Raw genomic sequence first — 22,362 nt, 5'->3', positions numbered from 1 at the left:
GCGCCCGCCTCGCGCGTGCAGTGAAGGATCGCCCGCCGCATGGGGGGACGGCCTGACTTCGGTGGCGGCCCGAACGAGCGCGTTCCGGCCGCGCTCCGCCGGCCTTCGAGCGTGACGTGATCAGGTGGCCAACTGCTGACAAACATATTGACTCGCTAGACATGTCGGCATAGGAACCACTCGACAACGTTGTCATCGACCCCGAACCTCCGCGAAACGGCGGTCAGAATGAGACTCCTCCGCCCCCTGCGCGCCCTCCTGCCCTGTCTGCTGGTGGTCGGCGTGCTTCTCCCCGCCCCGGCGAGCGCCGCCACGCTCGTCTCCGACCCGGCCTCCCTCGTCAATCCGCTCCTCGGCACGACCAACGGAGGCAACGACTTCCCCGGCGCCGACGTCCCGTTCGGCATGCTGCAGTGGAGTCCCGACACCGCCAGCCGGGCACTGGGCGGCGGTTACTCCTACAACAGCTCCACGATCACCGGGTTCAGCCTCACCCACATGTCCGGACCGGGCTGCGGCGCGTACGGTGACGTGCCGATCATGCCGACGGTCGGCGCGGTCACCTCGCCCGGATCGGCCAGTTCCTCGTACTCGCACGCGAACGAGTCGGCCTCTCCCGGGTACTACGGCGTGACGCTCGGCAACGGCGTCAAGACCGAGCTGACCACGACCACTCGAGGCGGCGTCGGCCGCTTCACCTTCCCGTCCACCACCCAGGCGAACCTGCTGTTCAAACTGACCGGAAGCCAGAACGGCGACTCCGCGACGACCTGGCAGACCGTCGGCAACACCGAGGTCGTCGGCTCGGTGACCAGCGGCCGGTTCTGCGGCGCGGGCAACACCTACACGGTCCACTTCGCGGTGACGTTCGACCACCCGTTCAGCACCGGGACCTGGCTCGCGTCCGGCGTGCGGGCCGGTTCGACCCGGCTGGCCGAGAAGTCGGCCGCGCACGCCACCCGCACGACCGTGTCGCCGCACGCGGCGGACCGGCCCAACAAGCCCCGCCTGCACGGCCCGGCGCCGGCGGCGGCCGCCCCGCTGGCCGCCCCGAACGGCGGATACCTGACCTTCGACACGACCGCGAACCAGGTGGTCACGGCGCGGGTCGGCATCTCGTTCACCTCCGACGCCAACGCGAAGGCGAATCGGGACTCCGAGGTGCCGAACTTCGGCTTCGACGCCACCCGTACCGCAGCGAAGAACGCCTGGAACACGATGCTCGGCCGGATCCAGACGGCCGGCGGCACCGCCGCCCAGCAGCACGTGTTCTACACGTCGCTGTACCACGCGCTGCTGCATCCCAACGTGTTCAGCGACGTGAACGGCCAGTACACGGGGTTCGACAACGCCGTGCACACCGCCGCCTCCGGGCACGCGCAGTACGCCAACTACTCCGGCTGGGACATCTACCGCAGCCAGGCCCAGCTCATCGGGATGCTCGCGCCGGCACAGGCGAGCGACGTGGCGCAGTCGGCGGTCAACGACTACGCGCAGGGCTCCCTCCTGCCGAAGTGGGCGCAGGCCAACGGCGAGTCGTACGTCATGGTCGGCGACCCGGCGGCCTCGATCGTCGCGGACATCTACGCGTTCGGCGGCCGGGACTTCGACACGACGGCGGCGAAGAACGCGATGGTCCATCAGGCCACCGTCACCAACAACGACCGGCCCGGATTGAACTACCTCTCCAGCATCGGCTACCTGCCCAGCGACGGGTCGTACGGCTGCTGCAACTACTACGGGTCCGTCTCGACGACCCTGGAGTACAACACGGCCGACTTCGCGGTCGGCGCGTTCGCCGGCGCGCTCGGTGACACGGCGAACCAGAAGACGTTCGTCGACCGTGCCCAGAACTGGAAGAACCTGCTGAACACCTCCAGCGGCTTCATGCAGCCGCGCACGGCCAGCGGGCCGTGGAGCGGCGGTTTCTCCGCGACGAGCGGCACCGAGATGGTCGAGGGCACGTCGTGGCAGTACACCGGGATGGTTCCGTTCAACGTCCGCGGCCTGGCCGACGCGAAGGGCGGCAACGCCGGGATGGTGAGCTACCTCGACCACGTGCTCGCGGCCTACGACGGCAGCGGCGGTGACCACGCCGATCTCGGCAACGAGCCGAGCATCGAGCTCCCCTGGGAGTACGACTACGTCGGCCGCCCGTGGCGCACCCAGGAGGTCATCCGGAACGTGCAGAACAACCTGTGGCCGGACTCCCCGACCGGCTGGGGCGTCGGCAACGACGACCTCGGCACGATGAGCGCCTGGTACGTCTGGTCGGCGATGGGGATGTTCCCCGAGACGCCGGGCACGGCCGACCTGGCGCTGGGCAGCCCGCTGTTCACCCAGGTCGTCATCACGCTCAGCACGGGCAACAAGCTGACCGTCAACGCACCGCAGGCCGCTACGAACGCACCGTACGTGCAGAGCGCCGCCTGGAACGGCGCCAACTGGAACAACGCCTACCTGCCCGCCTCGGCCGTGACCGCCGGCGGGACGCTCGACCTGACGCTCGGCACGACGGCGAACACCTCGTGGGCGACCGCCGCCTCGTCGGCTCCCCCGTCGTACCCGGGCACCGGAGGCACGCCCACCCGGACCGGCCCGATCACCTCCGGCATCGCCGGGAAGTGCGTCGACGTGGCGAACAGCTCCGCGGCGAACGGCGCGCACGTCCAGATCTACGGCTGCAACAACTCCAACGCGCAGAAGTGGACGGTGCAGGGGGACGGCACGCTGACGGCCTTCGGCAAGTGCATGGACGTCGACCACAGCGGCACCGCCGACGGCACGAAGGTCCAGCTGTACGACTGCAACACGAGCGGCGCGCAGCAATGGACCTATGACACGGCGAACAAGGCGCTGACCAACCCGGAATCGGGCAAGTGCCTCGACGATCCGAACAGCAGCACCACGGACGGCACCCAGCTGCAGATCTACACCTGCAACAAGAGCGCCGCCCAGCAGTGGACGCTGCCGGGCTGAGGCACTGAGCGGAGTGCGGGGCGCCCGCCCTCCCCGCACTCCGCCCCGGCCGGGCCAGGCGCTCGGCGACCGGTGCTCCGCGGACGCGTGCGCGTACGGCGGCTCCTGAACGAGGTCCGGGCGGGGCCCGATCCGAAGACAGGCCCCGCCGGGCGGGGCGGCGCTACGGCGTCTCGGCGGTGAGGCGGCGGGCCTGGTCGCGGCCCACCTCGGCGGCCTGGTGGAGGTAGTCGACGATGATCTCCAACTGCTCGTCGGTGTAGCGCTCGAGCACCGCGCCGAACGCCTTTCCGGGCGTCTCCCACGCCTCCGCGATCCGGGCGGCCGCGTCGGGGGCGAGGGCGACGAGAGCCCGTCTGCGGTCGTTCGGGTCGGGAAGCCGCCGCACGAATCCGGCCTTCTCCAGGCGGTCGACCAGCCGGGACGCTGATCCCGACGCCAGGCCGGTGAGCCGGGCGATCTCCCCGGTGGTCACCGGCCCGGGCTCCAGGTCGAGCAGCGCGATGCACTGCACGTCGGTGGGGTGCAGCCCGATCCGGTCGGCCATCGCCTGGTTGAACAGCGTGTACGCGGCGTAGTGCCGCTGGCTCTCCCCTACGACGCGCGCGAGCAACTCCGCCCGGTTTGACACCTGGCACCTCCATGCCTCAAATTTATCTTCGCCACGAAGATACTTCGTCGCACAGAATCCGTGTGGCGAAGTATGTGCGTCGCGTCCGCATTCTATCCAGCTCCCCGAAGGGGGATACGCATGTCCTCACTCGCCCGCGCCGCGCCCGCAGGCGCCGTCTCCGAAGGACGGCGCTGGGCCGTCCTCGCCGTCGTCGTCACGGCCGCCGTGCTCGACCTCCTCGACGGGACCATCACCAACGTCGCCGCGCCCACCATCGCGGCCGACCTGCACGGCGGTAAGCCGCTCATCCAGTGGCTCGGCGCCGGCTACGCCCTGGCGCTCGGCGTCCTCCTGGTGGTCGGCGGCCGCCTCGGCGACCGGTACGGACGGCGTCGCCTGTTCCTGGCCGGCATCGCCGGCTTCACCGCGGCCTCCGTCGCCTGCGGCCTCGCGACCGGACCGGCGTCCATCATCGTCGCCCGGCTGGTGCAGGGCGCGTTCGGCGCGTTCCTGATCCCGCAGGGGTTCGGCATCCTCGGCGCCGTCTTCCCCCGTGAGCAGCTCGGCTCCGCCTTCAGTGTCTTCGCCCCCGCCCTCGGCCTGTCGGCCGTCGGCGGCCCGATCCTGGCGGCCTTCCTCATCGAGGCCGACCTGTACGGCCTCGGCTGGCGCGCGATGTTCCTGATCAACATCGTGCTCGGCGGCGCGGTGATCGCCGGAGCGATCACGCTGCTGCCCGACGACGAAGGGGACCGCGCCCAGCCCGTCGACGTGCTCGGCTCGGTCCTGCTCGCGGCGACCATGCTCGGCCTGCTGTACGGGCTGATCGACGGGTCCGCCCACGGATGGGGCGCCACACCGATCCTGTGCCTCGCCGCCGGCGCGGGGTTCCTCGCCCTGTTCGGCCGGCGTCAGGTCCGGGCGGACCGGCCCCTGATCGAGCCGACGCTGCTGCGCAACCGCGGCTTCACCTCAGGGCTCATCCTCGGAGTCTTCTTCTTCGCCGCCGTGTCCGGCCTGCTGTACGTGCTGTCCCTGTTCATGCAGAGGGAGCTGCACTTCACCCCGGTACGGGCGGCGCTCGGCCTGGCGCCGATCGCGGTGGGCATCGTCGTCGCCTCGATCGCCTGTCACCGCCTGATCGCCCGGCTCGGCCGCACCCTGATCGTGGCCGGACTGGTCATCACGCTGGCCGGCACCGGCTGGCTGCTGGCCCTGGTCCTCGCCTCGGGAACCGGCCTCGGCGGCTGGGAGCTCGCCCCGCCGGCCCTGGTCATCGGCGTGGGCATGGGCACCTGCTTCGGCACCGTCTACGACGTCACGATGGGCGACACCGATCCCCGTGAGGCCGGCAGCGCCAGCGGGTCGCTGTCCGCGGTCCAACAGCTGGCCAACGCCATCGGCGCCGCCGCGGTGACCACCGTCTACTTCCACGCCTCGGCGGCCGGGGCCACGGCGATGTCCGCCGGCCTCGCCGTCGTCGTCGCGGTCATCCTCGCCTGCTGCGGCCTCGTGTGGCTCATGCCGCGCAAGGCCCCGGCACACCACCACTGAAAGGAATCATCCCCATGACCGTCCTCGTCACCGGGAGCCGCGGCGCCGTCGCCCGGCACCTCATCGCCCTGCTGGACGAGCGGGGGCTCGCCGTCCGCGCTGCCTCCAGCAACCCCGAGGGCCCGGACACCATCCGCTGCGATCTGACCGACCCGTCCACCTTCGCCGCCGCGCTGAAGGGCGTGACCTCGGTCTTCCTGTACGCCGAGCCGTCCCACATCGGCGCGTTCGCCGAGGAGGCCACCGGCGCCGGAGTCGAGCACATCGTGCTGCTGTCCTCCTCGGCCGTCCTCGCCCCGAACGCCGACGAAAGCACGGTGGCCAAGTCCCACCTGGACGTGGAGCGGGCCCTGACCGCCTCCTCCATCCGTGCGACGCCGCTGCGCCCCGGCTCGTTCGCGAGCAACGCGCTCGCGTGGAGCTGGAGCCTGCGGTCGGGCCGGCCGATCAGCCTGCCCTTCCCCGGCTCCCACAACGACTCGATCCACGAGGCCGACGTCGCCGAGGCCGCCCTGGCCGTGCTCACCGACCCCGGCCTGGGCGGACGCCCGTACACCCTGACCGGTCCTGAGTCGATCACCTTCGCCGAGCAGATCGACATCCTCAGCCGGGTGAGCGGCCGGCCGGTCCCCTTCCGCAAGGTCACCCGAGAGGAGTGGAAGGAGGAGATGGCCGAGCACATCCCGGCCGCCTTCGCCGACTCCCTCCTGGACTGGTGGGCGTCGAACGACGGCACCCCCGTCGAGCTCACCCAGGCCGTGCGGGAGCTGACCGGCCACCCCGCGCGCACCTTCGCCACCTGGGCGCGCGACCACGCCGACGCCTTCCGGGCATAGCCGGAAGGGGCGCCCCGAGGCCCACGCGGGCCTCGCTCCGGCGGCCCGCCGGAGCGAGGCCGCCCTTTCTATGGGAGGAACTCCCCGGGCCCCAGGTGACCGTGGAAGGGCGGCAGGCGCTCACCGAGCAGAAGCCGGCGCGCGACATGAGCGACCTGCCCGGCCGCGTACCTCGCCTCGCCCGCGAGCTGCGGATAGCCCGACAGCGACGTTCCGATGAGCTCGGCCGAACGCCGTGATCGCTCTGACAGCGCCTCCCGCCCGCCGAGCCAGGAGACGAGTCCGTCGAGGTAGGCCTCGGGACGGCCTGCCACCAGACCGTGGAACGGTTCCAGACCCGGATGGCCGCCGTACGGCTCGACGCTCAGGAAACCGCGCTCGTCGGCGGCATAGACGACATCGACTCCCCGATCCCTGGCGAGCCGCCGCACGAGGTGTTTGATCGCAAGCCCGTCGCACTCATCCACCAGGAGGTCGAGGCCGTCCATGAACTCCGCCGCGTTGTCCTCCGTCACACCTTCTTCGACGAGAGTGATCTCCAGATAGGGATCGATCACCGCGATCCGGCGGGCGACGAGCTGCGTCTTGGGCAGTCCCAGATCGTGGATGCCGGCGCCGAGACGATTGAGGTTCGACAGATCGAGGCGGTCATGGTCGGCCAGCACGATGTGGCCGCACAGATGCTCCTGAGCCAGCGCGACCGCCACCTCACCACCGACGGATAACCCGATCACCGCGACACGCTTTTTCCTCAGCAGGTCCTGCTCGGCACGCGTGATCTTGAGCTGGTTGCGCGCGGTGACGACATCGAAGTAGTCCGAGGGAGGCAGCACGTGCGCGACCTGCGACAACCACGGCAGATGGACCCAGGCGCCGTATGCCGACACGTCGTCGCCCGCCACCTCCCGGGCGTACTGCTCGTGCTCGCCCGGCCGGTCCGGCAGCCGGACGGCCGCCAGTTCGGTGAGCTGGCGGTCGATCGTGTCGATGACCGCGATGCCCTGCCGCCGGCACAGCATCGTGAAACGGCCCATCTCCCCTGGGAGCAGGCGCAGGATCACCGGGCGCCAGCTGTGCCCGGACGGAGCGTCGAGCGTTCCCGCGAAAGCATCGAGATCGATCATTTCCTTGCCTTCGTCAATATTATGTTTGACTTGGTCAAGTAAATACCGGCTCCTCTTGATGCCGCAACCCCCGACATGATTCCCGGACCAACCGCGCGGGCCGCCGCCGGCGGCCCGCATCGCACGAGATCAGAAGTTGATCATGTGGCCGGCCAGGCCGTGGATCGCCTCCTTGACCGCCTCGCCCAGCGTCGGGTGCGCATGGACGTTCCGCGCGACCTCGTGGACCGTCAGGTCCCACTGCTGGGCGAGGGTCAGCTCGGGCAGCAGCTCGGTGACGTCCGGGCCGATGAGGTGCGCGCCGAGCAGCTCGCCGTACTTCTTGTCGCTGAGGATCTTCACGAAGCCGGTCGGGTCGCCCAGGCCGTGCGACTTGCCGTTCGCGGTGAAGGGGAACTTGGCGACCTGGACGTCGAAGCCCTTCTCCCGCGCCTGCGCCTCGGTCCAGCCGAAGCTGGCGATCTGCGGCTGGCAGTAGGTCGCGCGCGGGATCATCACGTAGTCGAGCTCCATCGTCTCGGCGCCCGCGATGGTCTCGGCGGCGACGATGCCCATCGACTCGGCCGCGTGCGCCAGCATCAGCTTGGCGGTCACGTCGCCGATCGCGAAGATGTGCGGCACGCTGGTGCGGCCCCGGTCGTCGATGTCGATCGCGCCGCGCTCGGTCAGCCGGACGCCGGTCTTCTCCAGGCCGTAGCCGTCGACGTTCGGCCGGAAACCGATCGCCTGCAGCACCTTGTCGGCCTCGAGGACCTGTTGCTGCCCGTCCTTGGAGACGGTGACGCGGACCTTCTCGCCCGACTCGTCGATGCCCTCGACGCGGGTGGAGGTCAGCACGTCGATGCCGAGCTTGCGGTAGCGGCGCGCAAGCTCCTTGGAGACCTCCTCGTCCTCCAGCGGCACGAGCCGGTCGAGGAACTCCACGATCGTGACCTTGACGCCGTAGTTGCTCAGGACGTACGCGAACTCCACGCCGATGGCGCCCGCGCCGGCGATGACGATGCTGCCCGGCAGGTCCTCGCTGAGGATCTGCTCCTCGAACGTCACGACCCGGTCGCTCAGCGACGTGCCCGGCAGCAGCCGCGCGCTCGCGCCGGTCGCGAGGATGCAGTGGTCGAACGTGACCGTCTCACCATTGACCTGGATGGTGTTCGGGTCGGTGAAGGTGCCCCGGCCGTTGAACTCGATGATGCCGTTCTTCTTCATCAGGTAGTGGACGCCCTTGACGCGGCCGTCCGCGACCGTGCGGCTGCGGCGGAACGCCTCGCCGTAGTCGAAGCGCACCTCTCCGTCGACCTGGATGCCGAACGTCTTCGCCTCACGGGTGAAGATGTGCGCCAGCTCGGCGTTGCGCAGCAGGGCCTTGGAGGGGATGCAGCCCACGTTGAGGCAGACGCCTCCCCAGTACTTCTCCTCGATGACCGCGGTCTTCAGGCCCAGCTGGGCGGACCGGATCGCGGCGACGTACCCGCCCGGGCCCGCGCCGAGAACGACGACGTCGAAATGAGTGCTCATGAGCAGTAACGATATTGCCCGCCGGCGGGTCCGGCCGACACCTCCCCGGGCGTCGCCCGGACGATCAGCCGCGGGCTCGGCGCTCGCCATCCGAGCGAGAACGTGACTTTCGTTACACTGATCGCTGTACCATCGTTTTCGTGACGGAGATCGGTACCCGAGAACGCATCCTCGACGCGGCCGCCCGCCTGTTGACCGAGTCCGACGGCGCGCCGCTGTCCACCCGTGCCGTGTGCGCCGCGGCCGGGATCGGAGCACCGTCCCTCTACCACCACTTCGGCGACAAGGACGGGCTCCTCGACGCGGTCGTCGCCTACGGCTTCGAGCGCTTCATCGCCGACGAGCGCGCCCGGTCGGCGACCGGCGACCCCGTCGAGGAGCTGCGCCGGGGCTGGGACGCCAACGTGACGTACGGCCTGGAGTACCCGGCCTTCTACACGCTGATGTACGGCACGGCACGACGCGGGGAGGCCGCCGACGAGGCGTACCGCGTCCTCGTCGAGCTGGTGGAGAAGGTCGCGCGGGCCGGACGGCTGCGGGTACCGGTCGAGACGGCCGCGCGGATGATCAGCGCCGCCGGCGTCGGCGTGACCCTCAGCCTCATCTCCGGCGACCGGAACGACCCCGAGCTGTCACCGCGCGCCCGCGAGGCCGTGCTCGCCGCCGTCACCACCGACCAGCTCGACGACGGCCCGTCGTCGCCGTCCGCCCTGGCGGTCGCGCTCGCCACCGCACTGGCGGACCGGACACCGGCGGCGCTGACCGAGGCGGAGACCACGCTGTTGCGTGAGTGGCTCACCCGCCTGGCCGGAGCCTGAGCGGCGCCGTCAGGCGGCCCGGTACACGACGAACGAGACCGCGATGTACTGCGCGACGTACGCGGCGATCGTGAACGCGTGGAACACCTCGTGGAAACCGAACCAGCGCGGTGACGGGTCCGGACGGCGCAGCCCGTACACCAGGCCGCCCGTGCTGTAGAGCAGACCGCCCACGCAGACCAGGGTGAGCGCGGCCCAGCCCGCGCCGTCCAGCAGCTGGGGCATGACCGCCGCCGCGACCCAGCCGAGCCCGACGTACAGCGCGGTGTACAGCCAGCGCGGCGCGCCCACCCACACGATGCGGAACAGCACCCCCGCGGCGGCGCCCGACCAGATCACCGAGAGCACCACCGTGCGCGCCGTGCCGTGCAGCGCCAGCAGCGCGAACGGCGTGTAGGTGCCGGCGATGATCAGGTAGATGTTGGCGTGGTCGAAGCGCCGCAGCACCGCCTCGGCCCGCTCCGACCAGTGCCCACGGTGGTAGAGCGCCGAGACGCCGAACAGCAGCGCCGACGTCACCGCGTACACCGCGGCGGCCAGCCGAGCCGGCAGCGTCGGGCCGAGCGCGACCAGGACGATGCCGCCGACCAGCGCGGCCGGGAAGGCGCCGGCGTGCAGCCAGCCGCGCAGCCGTGGTTTGACCGCCTGGGCGAGCTCCCCCACGCGTGCCGCCGGTCCACCCATGGGCCCCTCCTTCGTCCGTCCGGTGAGCGTGCAGACACTCAGTATTCCGAACGGCGGGCGAGCCGTCTGCCTCCACCCAGGCGTGAGGTGAACTCGGTGTCCGCCTCCTGGACGTCCTCGACCGTGACGGCCACCTCTTCCAGCGCCGGCCGGTCCCGGAGTCGGTCCGCGGCCTTGCGCAGCGCCCGCTCGCCGACGAGGCGGGTCAGCTCGAGGCCGAAGCAGTCCAGCTTGTCGGCGTCGGTGAGGTCGTCACGGGCCCGCAGGTCGGCGGCGAGCTCACCGAGCCGCTGCGCCTCCGCGAGCTCGTACCGCCGTAGCGCGTGGCTGCACAGCTCGGCCAGCGCGGCGTGGTCGCGGGCGAAGGACAGGCCGTGCAGGTCGTTGCCCGCCAGCCGGCTGAGTGCCCGCTTGCGGTCCATCGCCGCGTCGACGATCTTCAGCAGCCCGGACAGCAGGAGGATCGGCCCGATGCTGACGCCCTTGTCCTGAGCGATCATGAAGGAGGAGCGGAAGACCGCGGCCGAGCCCACGGCGGCGGCCATGACCTGCGCGACGTCGGCGCCGATGGGCGGGGCGCCCTCCGGGAGCGCGAAGCGCCACCCCATCGACTCGGCCAGGATGAGCGCCAGCGTCGAGGCGGAGGCGTTGACGATGACGTACAGCATCCCGGACGGGGAGAACACCGCCGACGCGGGTTTGTCCTGGTAGCGGCCGGCGAGCTCGGCGCCGCCGATGACGGCGCCGAGCAGGGCCGCGAAGAGCATCCTCGCGACCACTAGGCCCCCCTCGCGCGTACCGGCTCCAAGCCGCCGAGGACCATCGGCCGGCCCGCCCGAGCGGCCTCCAGGAAGACCAGGAGCCACTCCCCCGGCCCGGTCGCCGCGCCGTGCCATCGGCGCGGCGGCGCGTCCCTCGACTGGAGGAACATCAGCAGCCAATCCCCTGTGCCCGAGGCCGTGCCCCGGCGCATTCGTGTCGCCATGGCGAGTACTTTCGCCAGCGGGCCAGTGGAAGGCGACGACCGTTCGGCAATGCCTTCCGAACGCCCTGCCCACGGCATCCGCACGGCAGAGTTGTGGCGAGTCCCCGCCATCCCGGCGGATTCTTCGCGGACCGGGGGCTCCGGCGGGCTCGGAGGCGGATCCGGGATTCCTGCGGTGTGGGAGCGAGAAGGCGGCGTCCTTTACATAGTAAGTCGGATGGTCCGGCGGCCGGGGACCTGGAGCACACCGACCCGCGGCGTCACCGGCCCCGCCGCGAATGCTCAGAGCCGGGGCGGGCGGCCCTCGTAGGGGGTGCTCAGCACGACCGTGGTCCGCGTGGAGACGTTGGCCGCGGCCCGGATCTGCTGCAGGAGCTCCTCCAGCGCGAACGGTGAGGCGACCCGCACCTTCAAGATGTAGCTCTCCTCGCCGGCCACCGAGTGGCAGGCCTCGATCTCCTGCAGGTGGGCGAGCTTCTCGGGCGCGTCGTCCGGGGCCGCCGGGTCGATGGGCTTGATCGAGATGAACGCGGTGAGCGGCAGACCGACCGCCTCGTGGTCGAGCACCGCCGAGTAACCCTTGATCACGCCGCGCTTCTGCAGCCGCCGTACGCGCTGGTGCACGGCCGAGACGGACAGGCCGGTCTCGCGCGCCAGGTCCGTGAAGCTCATGCGGCCGTCCTCGGCGAGCAGGGCCACGATCTGCCGGTCGATGTCCTCCACGCCTCAGAACCTATCGCGATGGACGATTTCGCGGGGGAACGCCCTATCGACCCGCCAGGTGCCGTCCGATCACCATGCGCTGGACCTGGTTGGTGCCCTCGACGATCTGCAGGACCTTCGCCTCCCGCAGGTAGCGCTCGGCGGGGAAGTCGGTGACGTAGCCGTAGCCGCCGAGCACCTGGACCGCGTCGGTGGCCACCCGCATCGCGGTGTCGGTGGCGAACAGCTTGGCCATCGCGGCCTGCGGGCCGTACGGCCGGCCGGCGTCGCGGCGGCGGGCCGCGGCGAGGTACAGCGCCCGGGCCGCCGCCACGCCGGTGGCCATGTCGGCGAGCATGAACTGCAGGCCCTGGAGGTCGGCGATCCGCTGCCCGAACTGACGGCGCTCGCGGGCGTAGGAGACCGCGGTGTCGAGCGCCGCCTGGGCGACGCCGACGGCGCAGGCGGCGATGCCGAGCCGCCCGCCGTCCAGCGCCGACAGCGCGATCGGGAAGCCCTGTCCCTCCACGCCGATCCGGTCGCCCTCGGGGGCGCGCGCGTCGTCGAAGTGCATCTGCGCGGTCGGGGACGAGCGCAGGCCCATCTTCTTCTCCGGCGGCGCGGCGCGGACGCCGTCGGTGCCGGCGGGGACGTGGAAGCAGGAGATGCCGCGGCTCTTGTCGGCGCCGGTGCGCGCGAAGACGGTGTAGAAGTCGGCGTGCCCGCCGTGGGTGATCCACGCCTTGGTGCCGCTGATCGTGTACGCGCCGCCGTCGTGGTAGGCCTTGGTGGTCAGCGCGGCGGCGTCGGACCCGGAGCTGGGCTCCGACAGGCAGTAGGCGCCGAGCAGTTCGCCGCCGATCAGGTCCGGCAGCAGCCGTTCCCGCTGCTCGGCCGAGCCGTACGCCGCGATCGGGAAGCACGCCAGGGTGTGCACGCTCACACCGAGGCCGACCGCGAGCCAGCCCGCGGCCAGCTCCTCCACGACCTGCAGGTACACCTCGTACGGCTGCCCGCCGCCGGACTCCTCCGGATAGGGCAGGCCGAGCAGCCCGGCCCGGCCGAGCGTGCGGAACACCTCGCGGGGGAACCGGCCGGCCTCCTCGTCGGCGGCCGCCCGCGGGGCGAGCTCGGCGGTGACCAGGTCACGGGTCAGCTCGAGCAGGTCGTACGCCTCCGGCGTCGGCAGCTCACGATCAACGCCCATCGTCCACTCGCCTCCCGGCCATGGCCCCTCCACGCTGAGGGGACGCATCGAGAAAATAGTAGGACGTCCAAGTAACTGATTGCCATGGACCGAGGGGACGTAGTGCGGCATTCGGGGACGAACTTCCGCCGGACCGGCCCGCGAGGACCGGTCCGGCGGCAGGTCAGCCGCCCACGACGATCAGGTCGCGGGTCACGTGGTTCACGCTCTCGTGACCGTCGGCCGTGCACACGACGATGTCCTCGATCCGCGCCCCGTGCGGTCCCGGATAGATGCCCGGCTCGATGGAGAAGGCCATCCCCGGCTCCAGCGGTTCGGTGTTGCCCGTCACGATGTAGGGCTCCTCGTGCGTCTCCAGGCCGATGCCGTGGCCGGTGCGGTGGATGAAGTACTCCCCGTACCCGGCGGCCGCGATGACGTCGCGCGCGGCCGCGTCGACCGCCTCGGGGGTGACGCCGGGGCGCACGGCCGCGCGGGCCGCCTCCTGCGCCTCCTTCAGCACCGCGTAGTAGGCGTGGAAGTCCGCCGGCGCCTCGCCGACGGAGTACACGCGGGTCTCGTCGGAGCAGTACCCGCTGGGCATGGTGCCGCCGATGTCGACCACCACGGGCTCGCCGGCCTGGATCACCCGGTCCGACAGCTCGTGGTGGGGGCTCGCGCCGTTGGGTCCCGAGCCGACGATCACGAAGTCGACCGTCGCGTGCCCCTCGGCCACGATCGCCTCGGCGATGTCGCGGCCCACCTCCCGCTCGGTACGCCCCGGCTTCAGCAGGGCCGGGACGATGCCGTGCACCCGGTCGATCGCCGCGCCCGCCTCCCGCAGCGCCTCGATCTCCGCCACGCTCTTGCGCTTGCGGAGCTCGCCGAGGACCCCGCCGGCCGCGACCTGCTCCACGCCGGACATCGCGGCCCGGAACCGCAGCGCCATGACCGCCCACATCCGGTCCGCGACGCCGACGCGGCCCAGGTCGCGCGGCAGCCGCGCGGCGACCAGCGCGTACGGGTCGTCGGTCTCGTCCCAGGGCACCAGCTCGACACCGAGCGCGCCCGCCGTCGACGCCTGCGCCGCGGGCAGCTCCAGCCGGGGCACGACCAGGAAGGGATCGTCCGCGGCGGGCACCACCAGGCACGTGAGCCGCTCCAGCGGGATGGCGTCGTAGCCCGTGACGTAGCGCAGGTCCGGCCCTGGCGTCAGCAGCAGCGCGCCGAGTCCGGACTCGGCGGTCGCCTCGCGCACCCGGGCGAGGCGGTCGGGCTCGAATAGGGCTTTCGGGCTAGTCACACCGTTCCCTCTCCTGTTGAGACGTACATGACGGCGGCAATCTACTCCCCGCCTCTCACATCGAGTATCCGCCCGCCCTCCGCGGCCCGGACCCACCGGCCCCGGCCGCCCTCCGCGGCCAGATCCGCCGGTCCCGGCCGCCACGGACGTGTGCACAAGACGCGCACAAGCGCGATGGACGATGCTCGCTGTGTGCGATAACCCCATCACGGACAGCGAAAATCGCTACCATGGCGTACACGTTCAGGGCGTGCACAGGGCGAGCGCGGGCCCCACCGGCCCCGTGAGTCACAGCATTCCCGACCGACGACGACCATCTCAGCGAGCAGATCCACAATCGCCCCGCAGACGATCACCATCGAAAGTGGTCTCCATGGGATTCCCTCACACCACGGGCGACACGCCCCAAGAGCAGCAGGCCGGCACGTCGGAGGCGACGGTCGAGCGGCTCCGCGCCGAGCTCGAGCAACTGCGCGACAGGCTCCGCACCACCGTCCCCATCGAACAGGCCAAGGGCGCTCTGGCCGAGCGTCTGCGCTGCGGAGTCGACGCCGCCTACACGCATCTCCTCCAGATCGCGCGCGACAGCGGACTCTCCCCGCTGGACGCCGCGGCATTACTGTTCGCCCCGGAGACCCGCGACGGCGAGTCCCCGCCGGTGCCCCGCTCTCCCGCCGACGACGCCGGTGACACCGCGCCGCCGGCCGTCGCCCCGTGCCCGCCCGCCGCCGTCCCGCAGGGCCGCTCCGGGACGTCCTCCCGGCCCGCCCCCGACGACCACCTCGACCAGTTCCAGCACGCCCAGCGCCTCGGCAATCTCGGCTGCGGCGTGTGGGAGCCGGCGACCGGTACGAGCCATTGGTCCGACCAGGTCTACGCGATCTTCGGGCGTGACCCCGCCGACGGGCCGCTGCCGCTCGACCGGCTCGCCGCGGTCGTCGTGCCGGAGGACGTCCCCCTCACCGCCCACCTCGTCAGCACGCTGGTGGACGGCCGGGAGGCCGTCGACAGCGAGATCCACATCCGGCGCGGCGCAGAGACCCGCGAGCTGCGCCTGATCGGCGAGCCCGTCGTCGACGGGGCGGGCCGGCCCGTCGCCGTCCGCTGCGTCTACCAGGACGTCACGGGCTGGCGCCGCGGCGAGCGGGCGCTCACCGCCTCCCGGCGGCAGCTCGAGCAGCTCCGCGTCGATGAGGAGCGGCGCCACGCCATCGACATGCAGCGGTCGATCCTGCCCCTGCCGCCGCGCGTCATCGACAAGCCGGGCCTGCGGGCGGCGGTCCGCTACCTCCCGGCCGGCATCCTCTCCCGTGTCGGCGGTGACTGGTACGAGACGAGCGCGATCGACGGGGAAGGGGTGTTCCTGGCCATCGGCGACGTCTCCGGGCACGGGCGGAACGCCGCAGCCGCCATGGCGCGGCTGCGCAACGGACTGAGCGGGCTGGCGTTCACGGGTGCATCGCCGGACCGCCTGCTGGCCTGGCTCAACCGCCTGACGCTGCACTGGCCGACGTCGCTCACCGCGACGGCGCTGGCCGGCCGGTTCGATCCGGAGACCCGCACGCTCACGTGGGCGCAGGGCGGGCACTTCCCGCCGCTGCTGATCCGCGACGGCAAGGCCACGACGCTCGACCCGCCGGAGGGGATGCTGCTCGGCGCGGTCGAGGACGCGGAGTTCGGCGTCACGACGACGGCGCTGGAGCCCGGTGACCTGCTGCTGCTCTACACCGATGGATTGATCGAGCGGCGCGACCGCGACCTGCAGGTCGGCCTGGACCTGCTGCTGCGCGTCGCGTCCACGGTCGGCAGCAACGACCCGGAGACCGTCCTGGACCGGGTGCTGTCGGCGTTCGGCGCTCCCAACCCCAACGACGACACCTGCGTCGTGGCCATCCAGATCGTCTGACCCGCGCCGGGCCGCGGCGCGGAGCTGAGAGGATGGCGGCGTGGGTGGACTCATGCTGCTCGACACGCCGTCGCTGTACTTCCGCGCGTTCTTCGGGGTCCCCGAGTCGGTGACCGCGTCCGACGGCACGCCGGTCAACGCCGTGCGCGGGCTCCTCGACATGATCGCGCGCCTGGTCCGGGACCGCGGGCCGCACTCGCTCGTCGCGTGCATGGACGCGGACTGGCGGCCGGCGTTCCGCGTGGAGGCGCTGCCGTCCTACAAGGCGCACCGGGTGGGTCCGGACGGCGGTGACCAGACGCCGGACGCGCTCGCGACCCAGGTCCCGGTGATCGAGGAGGTCCTCGACGCGTTCGGGATCGCGCGGGTCGGCGCTCCCGGTTACGAGGCCGACGACGTCATCGGCACGCTGGCCACCGCGCATGACGGCGAAGTGGACGTCGTCACCGGCGACCGCGACCTGTTCCAGCTCGTCCGCGACGACAAGCCCGTACGGGTGCTCTACACGGCACGCGGGATCAAGGCCCTGCAGATCGTCGACGAGGCCGAGGTCACCGCGAAGTACGGCATTCCCGGCCGCGCCTACGCCGACTACGCCACGCTGCGCGGCGACCCGAGCGACGGGCTGCCCGGCGTTCCGGGCGTGGGGGACAAGACCGCCGCGGCGCTGATCACCCGGTTCGGCTCCCTGGAGGAGGTCGAGCGCGCCCTCGACGAGGGCGAGACGTCGGGTTTCCCGGCGGGCAGCCGGCTGAAGCTGGAGAAGGCGCGGGACTATCTCGCGGCCGCGCGGACGGTGGTCGGGGTCGCCACGCGGATCCCCATTCCGGCGTTCGACGCGGAGGCGCCGCGCACGCCGCGCGATCCGGAGCGCCTCGTCGCGCTGAGCGAGCGCTGGAGCCTCGACAGCCCGGTCAACCGGCTTCTGGCCGCGCTCGCCACCGACTGACGTTCCCGGCGCTTCTCAGCGCCCGGAAACGGCCTTCCGGCGTTCTCACCGCTCGGAGGCGGTGGATTGGGTTTGAAACCTCTTGGTCCCGTCATGTGACCAGCGGGTGACTGTTTGCAGCAAAAGCGTCATTTGGCGCAGTACAGCGGCATCCGCGGCGTTCTCATTTCAGTGACAGGGTCAGTGAAAGTTGCAAACCCGACGGGAGAAAGGCTGCCCATGACGCCCACCCTCAGCCGCAGGACGCCCGTCTCGCCCGGGGACGACGAGGCGGCGTTCGCGACCGTGACGGAGATGTTCGCCATGACGCAGCGCTCGAACCACGCCACGGCCTTCGCCGGGTGGACGGTCACAACGAGCGCCATGGGCCTGGTGCTGCAGTGGCGCACGATCGAGACGCTCTTCGGATCCATCCCGGGCCGCGCGCTGCTGGCCGCGCTCCTCCCCGTCGCCGCCGGCCTGGCGTACGCCCTGCTGCTCCTGGCGCGCGCCCACGCCGTCACCGCCGGGGCCCAGGAGGACTTCCACCGCTTCATCGCGATCACACCGCCGGACATTCCGGAGTTCGCGGCCCCGGCCTTCCGGCAGCTGCGGCTGCTGACCGCCGCCACCCGCCACCGTGCGATCCTCACCCGGAAGGCGCTGGCCTGGGCATACGTCTCAGGGGCCGCGTTCCTCGCCTGGAGCGCCGCCGCGATGGCGGTGGCCTCCGGTCACTGAGGGCGACACGGACCGGCCGGCATCCGGGCGTGGAAACTCCGCTCCCCTCCCCCATGACCCGGGTGCCGACCACTAGACAGATTTCCCCTTTATTAGGTCCACTGGAGGTAATGAGGTTCAATAGCGAACCTCTGCCGTCAAGGGCAGACGGAGACCGGGTGCAGGAGATCCTCGCGAACAGGAACGGTTTTTGGCAGGCGTTGCAGGAGTCCGAACGCGCCGCGTTGCGTACGGCGGGTCGGACTCGTGAGTATGCGCCCGGCACGCTGCTGTGCAGCCAGGGCGCCGACCCCGATCACGTCCTGATCATCCTGGACGGCTGGGTGAAGGTGACGGCCGGGCGGGCGGACGGCCAGGAGGTCATGCTCGCCATCCGGGGCCCGTCGGACACGATCGGTGAGAGCGGCTGGCTGAACGGCCGGCCGCGGTCGGCGAACGTGAAGGCGCTGGGCCGGGTCCGCGCGCTCGCGATCCCGGCCGAGCAGTTCGCCGTCTTCCTCAACAGCCACGCGCACGCGGCGCAGGTCCTCGCGCGGGTGATGGTCGGGCGGATGGACGACGCCGACCGGCGGATGACCTCACAGGTCGGTACGAGCGGTCCGAAGCTGCTCGCCCTGCTCCTGCTGGACCTGGCCGAACGCTACGGCGTGCCGGGCCCGGGCGGGTCCGTCACCCTGCCGCTGCCCCTCACGCAGCAGGAGCTCGCCACCATGATCGGCCGGGCCCGCGAGACCGTCGCCCGGGCGCTCACGGTCTGGCGCCGGGAGGGGATCGTGGTGACCCGCCGGATGCGCATCGTGATCCTGCGCTTGGAAGCGCTGCGCGACATCGCCGAGCACGACGAGGACGGCTGACCCGGCGCGTACGACCGGCAGGGACCGTTACGCCGTGTGCGTCATATGTCACAGAGCCGGAAGATCAATGGGGTTACACTTCATCACCCCGATCACCCCGGCGCTGAGGGGAGCATCACTCCCAGATGACGAGCGATCGATCGCCCGCCGGTGGACCTGGGCGATCGAGGTTACTGCGCGAGCTCCTGGACGTCATCACCAACCTGTGGCAGCTCCTCGTCTTCCTGATCCCCGTGGCGGGCATCGGCGCGGCCCTCGTCCTGCGTCATCTGGACCAGATCTCGATCGCGCTGACCTGGGTGATCGCCGTCGCGAGTTCGCTGTCCGGCCTCGCGGTCCTGGCACGCGAGAAGGACACGATCGCCAACTGGCTGCGCGGGTGGGTCGATGGCGCCGGAGCGCAGCTGTCCCGGCTCGCCCGGTCCCTCCTCGCGTTCGGCCTGACGGCCGCCCTGGTCGCCGGGCTCGGCTGGGCCGCCACCGGCACGGTGGCCGCGGTGTTCGGGGGATCGTGCGCCCCGCCCATCGACCTGCGGGTGCTGACGGCACCGGAGAATCTCACGGCCCTGCGGCGGGCCGCCGCGGAGTACACCGCCAAGGCCCGATGCCGGCCGGTGCGGATCACCGTGGCGGCCTCCGGCAGCATCCTCAACGTCGCGTCCGGCTTCCAGAACGGCTGGTACTCCGTGCCGGGGGCGGGCGAGGACGGCCGCGGCGCCCTCCAGCCGGACATCCTCATCCCGGCCTCCTCCGGTGAGGCCGGCCGGCTCCTCGCGGCGCCCCACCCGGGCGTACGGCTGACGGACGAAGGGTCGATCGGCAGCTCGCCGCTGGTCGTCGGGATCTCCTCCTCCGCCAGTGACGACCTGCGCAACGCGCTGGCCGGCCGCGACCGGCCACGCCTCGGCGAACTGCTCGACGCGGCCCGCCGCAACGGCGTCCAGCGCACCTTCCGCGCGAGCCCGGACGTGTCGGAGATCGGCGCCCTGGCCGATGTCGACCTGTACACCAGTGGCGCGCTCGGTGATCCGCGGGCCACCGAGCACGCGCTCGGCAGCGCCGACCTGCCCCTCAGCGACTCCGCCGCGCTGCTGTGCGCGCTGCGGCGCCGCCCCGTCACGCCCGAGCGCCTCGCCGTGATCGCGCCCGAGCAGGTGCTCGAGGACTACGGCCACGGCCGGGCGCTGGGCACCACCTGCCCGGCCCCCGGCGGGGGCGGTCCGCCGCTCGCCGTCTACCAGGTGTCGGACGCGCGCGTCTTCGACTACCCCTTCATCCGCGTCACCTGGGACGGTCAGTCGTCGGCACGCCGAACCCACGAGATCGACGACTTCCGGCGCTGGCTCGGCCACAGCCGCCTGCGGGGCGAGGCGTTCCGCGACACCGCCGGCCGCGCGGGCACCGCCGACTCCACCGACGGCCGGCTCTACCTCGGTCCGAGGCCGCGCGTCGCCGTCCGGCCCTACCGCCGCGCCGAGATCGACGACGCGCTGACCCGTTTCGCCCAGGTCCGGCCTCCCCTGCACATCGTCCTGGCCCTCGACGTGTCGGGCTCGATGAGCGGCGGCCGTTCGCAGGGCGGCTCCCGGTTCACCTACGCCGTCCAGGTCGCCCGGGCCGCGGCACAGACCGCCGTCCACGACACCGACACGGTCGAGCTCGACGCCTTCTCCCGCATCCAGGGGCAGCCCGGGGTCCGCCTGGCGGTTCCCCCGGGACCCCGCGGATCGATCGGCACCGCGCTCGACGGGCTGACGCCGCAGGGCAGCGACATCCCGCTCTACGACGCGATCGGCGACGCGGCCGCCCGGGTCGCCGCCTACCCGCAGGCGGTCGTCGTGGTCTTCACCGACGGCGGATCCGAGGCGGCCGACCCCCGGGCCCGCGCCGCGCCCCTGAAACGCGCGCTGAAGACCCGCCCGGTCGTCGTCCTGACGGGCACCGACACCTGTGCCGGATCGGCGGCGATCAAGGCCCTGGGCACGTCCGTACGGTGCGTGGACGCCGGCGATCGGCAGCCGAGCGACGTGGTGACGTCGGTCTTCGACCTCACGACGCGACCCGGCGGGGGATGAGGCGGATGCTGGAACGGTATCTCGGGCGGCACCGGACCGCGACGCTCGCCGGTCTGGTGTTCGGCGTGCTGGCCGTCCTGGTGCCGCTGGCGCCGTGGAGCGACTCGGCCGGCCGTACCCCGTGTCCGGGGCACGCCGGGCTCGTGGTGGCCGGCGGCACGGACGTCAGTGCCTCGAGCGAACGCCAGGCGCTCATCCGGAAGTGGAACGCGCAGCACCAGGACGACCCCGACCTGCAGGCCCGGCTCGTGGAGATCTCCGGCCTCGCCGACCTCCAGCGCGCGCAGCTCGCGGCGGCCTCGGAGGCGCACGGCTGCGACTACGACGTGCTCGAACTCGACGCGCCCTGGACGGCGGAGTTCGCCGAGAGGAAGGCGATCGTCCCGTTCCCGCTGCCGCACGGCTGGGATCCGGACTTCCTGCGGGAACTGCGGCCGTCGGTGACCTGGCATGGCAGGGTGTACGCGCTGCCGTTCAACGCCGACGTCGGCCTGCTGTACTACTGGAACGACGCCCGGCGGCAACCGCCCGCGGGCCTGCCCGACCTGCTCGGCCAGGCCGCCGGAGCGGTCGGCGGGCGCGGCTTCGAAGCCGGCTACTCCCTCCAGCTCGCCGACTACGAGGGCGGCACCGTGAACGCCCTGGAGCTCATCTGGGGGTTCGGCGGCGACGTCGTGCACGGCGACCGGGTGGTCATCGACGCGTACGCGACGCCGATCAGGTCCGCGCTGGCGGCCCTCCACGCCGATCTGCCTCCCCAGGGGCGGGGCGTCGACCGCACCGCCGCCGACGCGACCGAGGCCTCGAGCATCCAGGCGTTCGAGGACCACGGGGTCGCCTTCATGCGCAACTGGCCGTACGCCTTCCGGGTCCTGGCCGCCGACCCGCAGATGCGCGCCGGCACCCGGCTGAGGTTCGGGGTGTCACCGCTGCCCGGCCCGAGCGTGCTCGGCGGCCAGAACCTCGCCATCTCGGCCTACAGCAGGAAACAGGACCAGGCCCGCCGTCTGATCGAGTTCCTCACCGACCGGGACGCGCAGGCCGAGCTGTTCGCCTGCGGAGGGTTCGCGCCGACCCGGGAGTCGGCGTACCAGGCGCCCCGGCCCTGCCCCAGGTCCTCCCCGAGCGAACAGCAGATCGGCCAGGCCGACCTCGCCCAGCTCGCCAGCCAGATCCGGCAGGCGATCGCGAGGGCGCGTCCGCGCCCGGTGACCCCGGCCTACCAGGTGTTCAGCGAGGTCTTCCGGCGCTGCTTCCGCGCCGCCGCGTTCCAGTCCGCCGACGTGGACTACACCGCCTTCGCCCGGCTGCTCCGCGCGGCGTACTCCGGACGGCCGGTCCGCTCCGACCCGCGCCGGCCGTGCGGCTGAGCCGGAGGGACCAGAGCGCGCGGTCGCGGCGGCCCGTCCGGCGCACCCGCCGAGGCGGGCTGGACGATCGGCGGCAGGCCGGTCTGAGGCGAGCCCGTCGAAGCGGCCGGACCGACCACCGGCGCGCGATCGCGAGGGGCCGAAGCGCACCCGCCTAGGGCGTGTCCGGTGGGGACGGCCACGGCCGTC

Annotated in this window: 19 protein-coding genes; 10 read left to right on the top strand and 9 right to left on the bottom strand. The window is 71.9% G+C overall.

The window, feature by feature from the left end:
- The first annotated feature begins 228 nt into the window (after window positions 1-228).
- Window positions 229-2,979 (top strand): lectin, encoded by a 2,751-nt coding sequence (locus ABEA24_RS35800; RefSeq protein ID WP_345436729.1) that lies wholly within the window; start codon window positions 229-231, stop codon window positions 2,977-2,979.
- A gap of 163 nt (window positions 2,980-3,142) precedes the next feature.
- Here the strand turns inward: ABEA24_RS35800 and ABEA24_RS35795 are convergent, their stop codons facing one another.
- Entirely contained in the window at window positions 3,143-3,610 is a 468-nt protein-coding gene (locus tag ABEA24_RS35795; protein WP_345436727.1) for a MarR family winged helix-turn-helix transcriptional regulator, read from the bottom strand.
- Window positions 3,611-3,730: 120 nt separating this feature from the next.
- On the opposite strand from ABEA24_RS35795, the gene ABEA24_RS35790 reads away from it, so the two are divergent.
- On the top strand, window positions 3,731-5,146 hold the full coding sequence (locus ABEA24_RS35790) for an MFS transporter (protein WP_345436725.1): 1,416 nt from the start codon (window positions 3,731-3,733) through the stop codon (window positions 5,144-5,146).
- A 14-nt stretch (window positions 5,147-5,160) separates the two neighbouring features.
- Window positions 5,161-5,982: an SDR family oxidoreductase gene (locus ABEA24_RS35785; protein WP_345436723.1), complete on the top strand. Its 822-nt coding sequence runs from the start codon at window positions 5,161-5,163 to the stop codon at window positions 5,980-5,982.
- A gap of 68 nt (window positions 5,983-6,050) precedes the next feature.
- Here the strand turns inward: ABEA24_RS35785 and ABEA24_RS35780 are convergent, their stop codons facing one another.
- Window positions 6,051-7,226 carry a ThiF family adenylyltransferase gene (locus ABEA24_RS35780; protein ID WP_345436721.1) on the bottom strand — a complete coding sequence of 392 codons (1,176 nt, stop codon included), beginning with the start codon at window positions 7,224-7,226 and terminating at the stop codon, window positions 6,051-6,053.
- Window positions 7,227-7,235: 9 nt separating this feature from the next.
- Window positions 7,236-8,621, bottom strand: coding sequence for a dihydrolipoyl dehydrogenase (gene lpdA, locus ABEA24_RS35775; protein ID WP_345436719.1), 1,386 nt, complete (start codon window positions 8,619-8,621; stop codon window positions 7,236-7,238).
- Between the two features lie 140 nt (window positions 8,622-8,761).
- On the opposite strand from lpdA, the gene ABEA24_RS35770 reads away from it, so the two are divergent.
- Window positions 8,762-9,439: a TetR/AcrR family transcriptional regulator gene (locus ABEA24_RS35770; RefSeq protein WP_345436717.1), complete on the top strand. Its 678-nt coding sequence runs from the start codon at window positions 8,762-8,764 to the stop codon at window positions 9,437-9,439.
- Between the two features lie 9 nt (window positions 9,440-9,448).
- Here ABEA24_RS35770 and trhA read toward each other — a convergent pair whose 3' ends face one another.
- The 6 genes from trhA to ABEA24_RS35740 all read right to left on the bottom strand — a co-directional run bounded on the left by trhA (window position 9,449) and on the right by ABEA24_RS35740 (window position 14,299).
- Window positions 9,449-10,123, bottom strand: coding sequence for a PAQR family membrane homeostasis protein TrhA (gene trhA, locus ABEA24_RS35765; RefSeq protein ID WP_345436715.1), 675 nt, complete (start codon window positions 10,121-10,123; stop codon window positions 9,449-9,451).
- Window positions 10,124-10,161: 38 nt separating this feature from the next.
- Complete coding sequence (locus tag ABEA24_RS35760; protein ID WP_345436713.1) at window positions 10,162-10,902, bottom strand: hypothetical protein; 741 nt, start codon at window positions 10,900-10,902, stop codon at window positions 10,162-10,164.
- A complete protein-coding gene (locus ABEA24_RS35755) occupies window positions 10,902-11,108 on the bottom strand; it encodes a hypothetical protein (protein WP_345436711.1) in 207 nt (68 codons plus the stop codon). The genes ABEA24_RS35760 and ABEA24_RS35755 overlap by 1 nt, the downstream gene beginning before the upstream one ends.
- 282 nt (window positions 11,109-11,390) lie before the next feature.
- Window positions 11,391-11,831, bottom strand: coding sequence for an Lrp/AsnC family transcriptional regulator (locus tag ABEA24_RS35750; protein WP_345436709.1), 441 nt, complete (start codon window positions 11,829-11,831; stop codon window positions 11,391-11,393).
- 43 nt (window positions 11,832-11,874) lie between these two features.
- Window positions 11,875-13,017, bottom strand: a complete 1,143-nt coding sequence (locus tag ABEA24_RS35745; protein WP_345436902.1) for an acyl-CoA dehydrogenase family protein — start codon at window positions 13,015-13,017, stop codon at window positions 11,875-11,877.
- A 163-nt stretch (window positions 13,018-13,180) separates the two neighbouring features.
- Entirely contained in the window at window positions 13,181-14,299 is a 1,119-nt protein-coding gene (locus ABEA24_RS35740; RefSeq protein WP_345436707.1) for a M24 family metallopeptidase, read from the bottom strand.
- 373 nt (window positions 14,300-14,672) lie between these two features.
- Here ABEA24_RS35740 and ABEA24_RS35735 point away from each other — a divergent pair, with 373 nt between their 5' ends.
- The 6 genes from ABEA24_RS35735 (at window position 14,673) to ABEA24_RS35710 (ending at window position 22,173) form a co-directional block, all read left to right on the top strand.
- A complete protein-coding gene (locus ABEA24_RS35735; protein WP_345436705.1) occupies window positions 14,673-16,205 on the top strand; it encodes a SpoIIE family protein phosphatase in 1,533 nt (510 codons plus the stop codon).
- A 40-nt stretch (window positions 16,206-16,245) separates the two neighbouring features.
- Window positions 16,246-17,154 (top strand): 5'-3' exonuclease, encoded by a 909-nt coding sequence (locus tag ABEA24_RS35730; protein WP_345436703.1) that lies wholly within the window; start codon window positions 16,246-16,248, stop codon window positions 17,152-17,154.
- Window positions 17,155-17,373: 219 nt separating this feature from the next.
- Complete coding sequence (locus ABEA24_RS35725) at window positions 17,374-17,874, top strand: hypothetical protein (RefSeq protein ID WP_345436700.1); 501 nt, start codon at window positions 17,374-17,376, stop codon at window positions 17,872-17,874.
- A 158-nt stretch (window positions 17,875-18,032) separates the two neighbouring features.
- Complete coding sequence (locus ABEA24_RS35720; protein ID WP_345436698.1) at window positions 18,033-18,728, top strand: Crp/Fnr family transcriptional regulator; 696 nt, start codon at window positions 18,033-18,035, stop codon at window positions 18,726-18,728.
- A gap of 125 nt (window positions 18,729-18,853) precedes the next feature.
- Window positions 18,854-20,803 carry a VWA domain-containing protein gene (locus tag ABEA24_RS35715; protein WP_345436696.1) on the top strand — a complete coding sequence of 650 codons (1,950 nt, stop codon included), beginning with the start codon at window positions 18,854-18,856 and terminating at the stop codon, window positions 20,801-20,803.
- Window positions 20,804-20,808: 5 nt separating this feature from the next.
- Window positions 20,809-22,173 carry an extracellular solute-binding protein gene (locus ABEA24_RS35710; protein WP_345436694.1) on the top strand — a complete coding sequence of 455 codons (1,365 nt, stop codon included), beginning with the start codon at window positions 20,809-20,811 and terminating at the stop codon, window positions 22,171-22,173.
- The last annotated feature ends 189 nt before the right edge of the window (window positions 22,174-22,362 follow it).

This window comes from Actinoallomurus vinaceus, from assembly GCF_039542055.1.
Lineage (GTDB): Bacteria > Actinomycetota > Actinomycetes > Streptosporangiales > Streptosporangiaceae > Actinoallomurus > Actinoallomurus vinaceus.
Note: the sequence above shows the minus strand (reverse complement) of the source record. Positions and strands in the feature narration are given on the sequence as shown.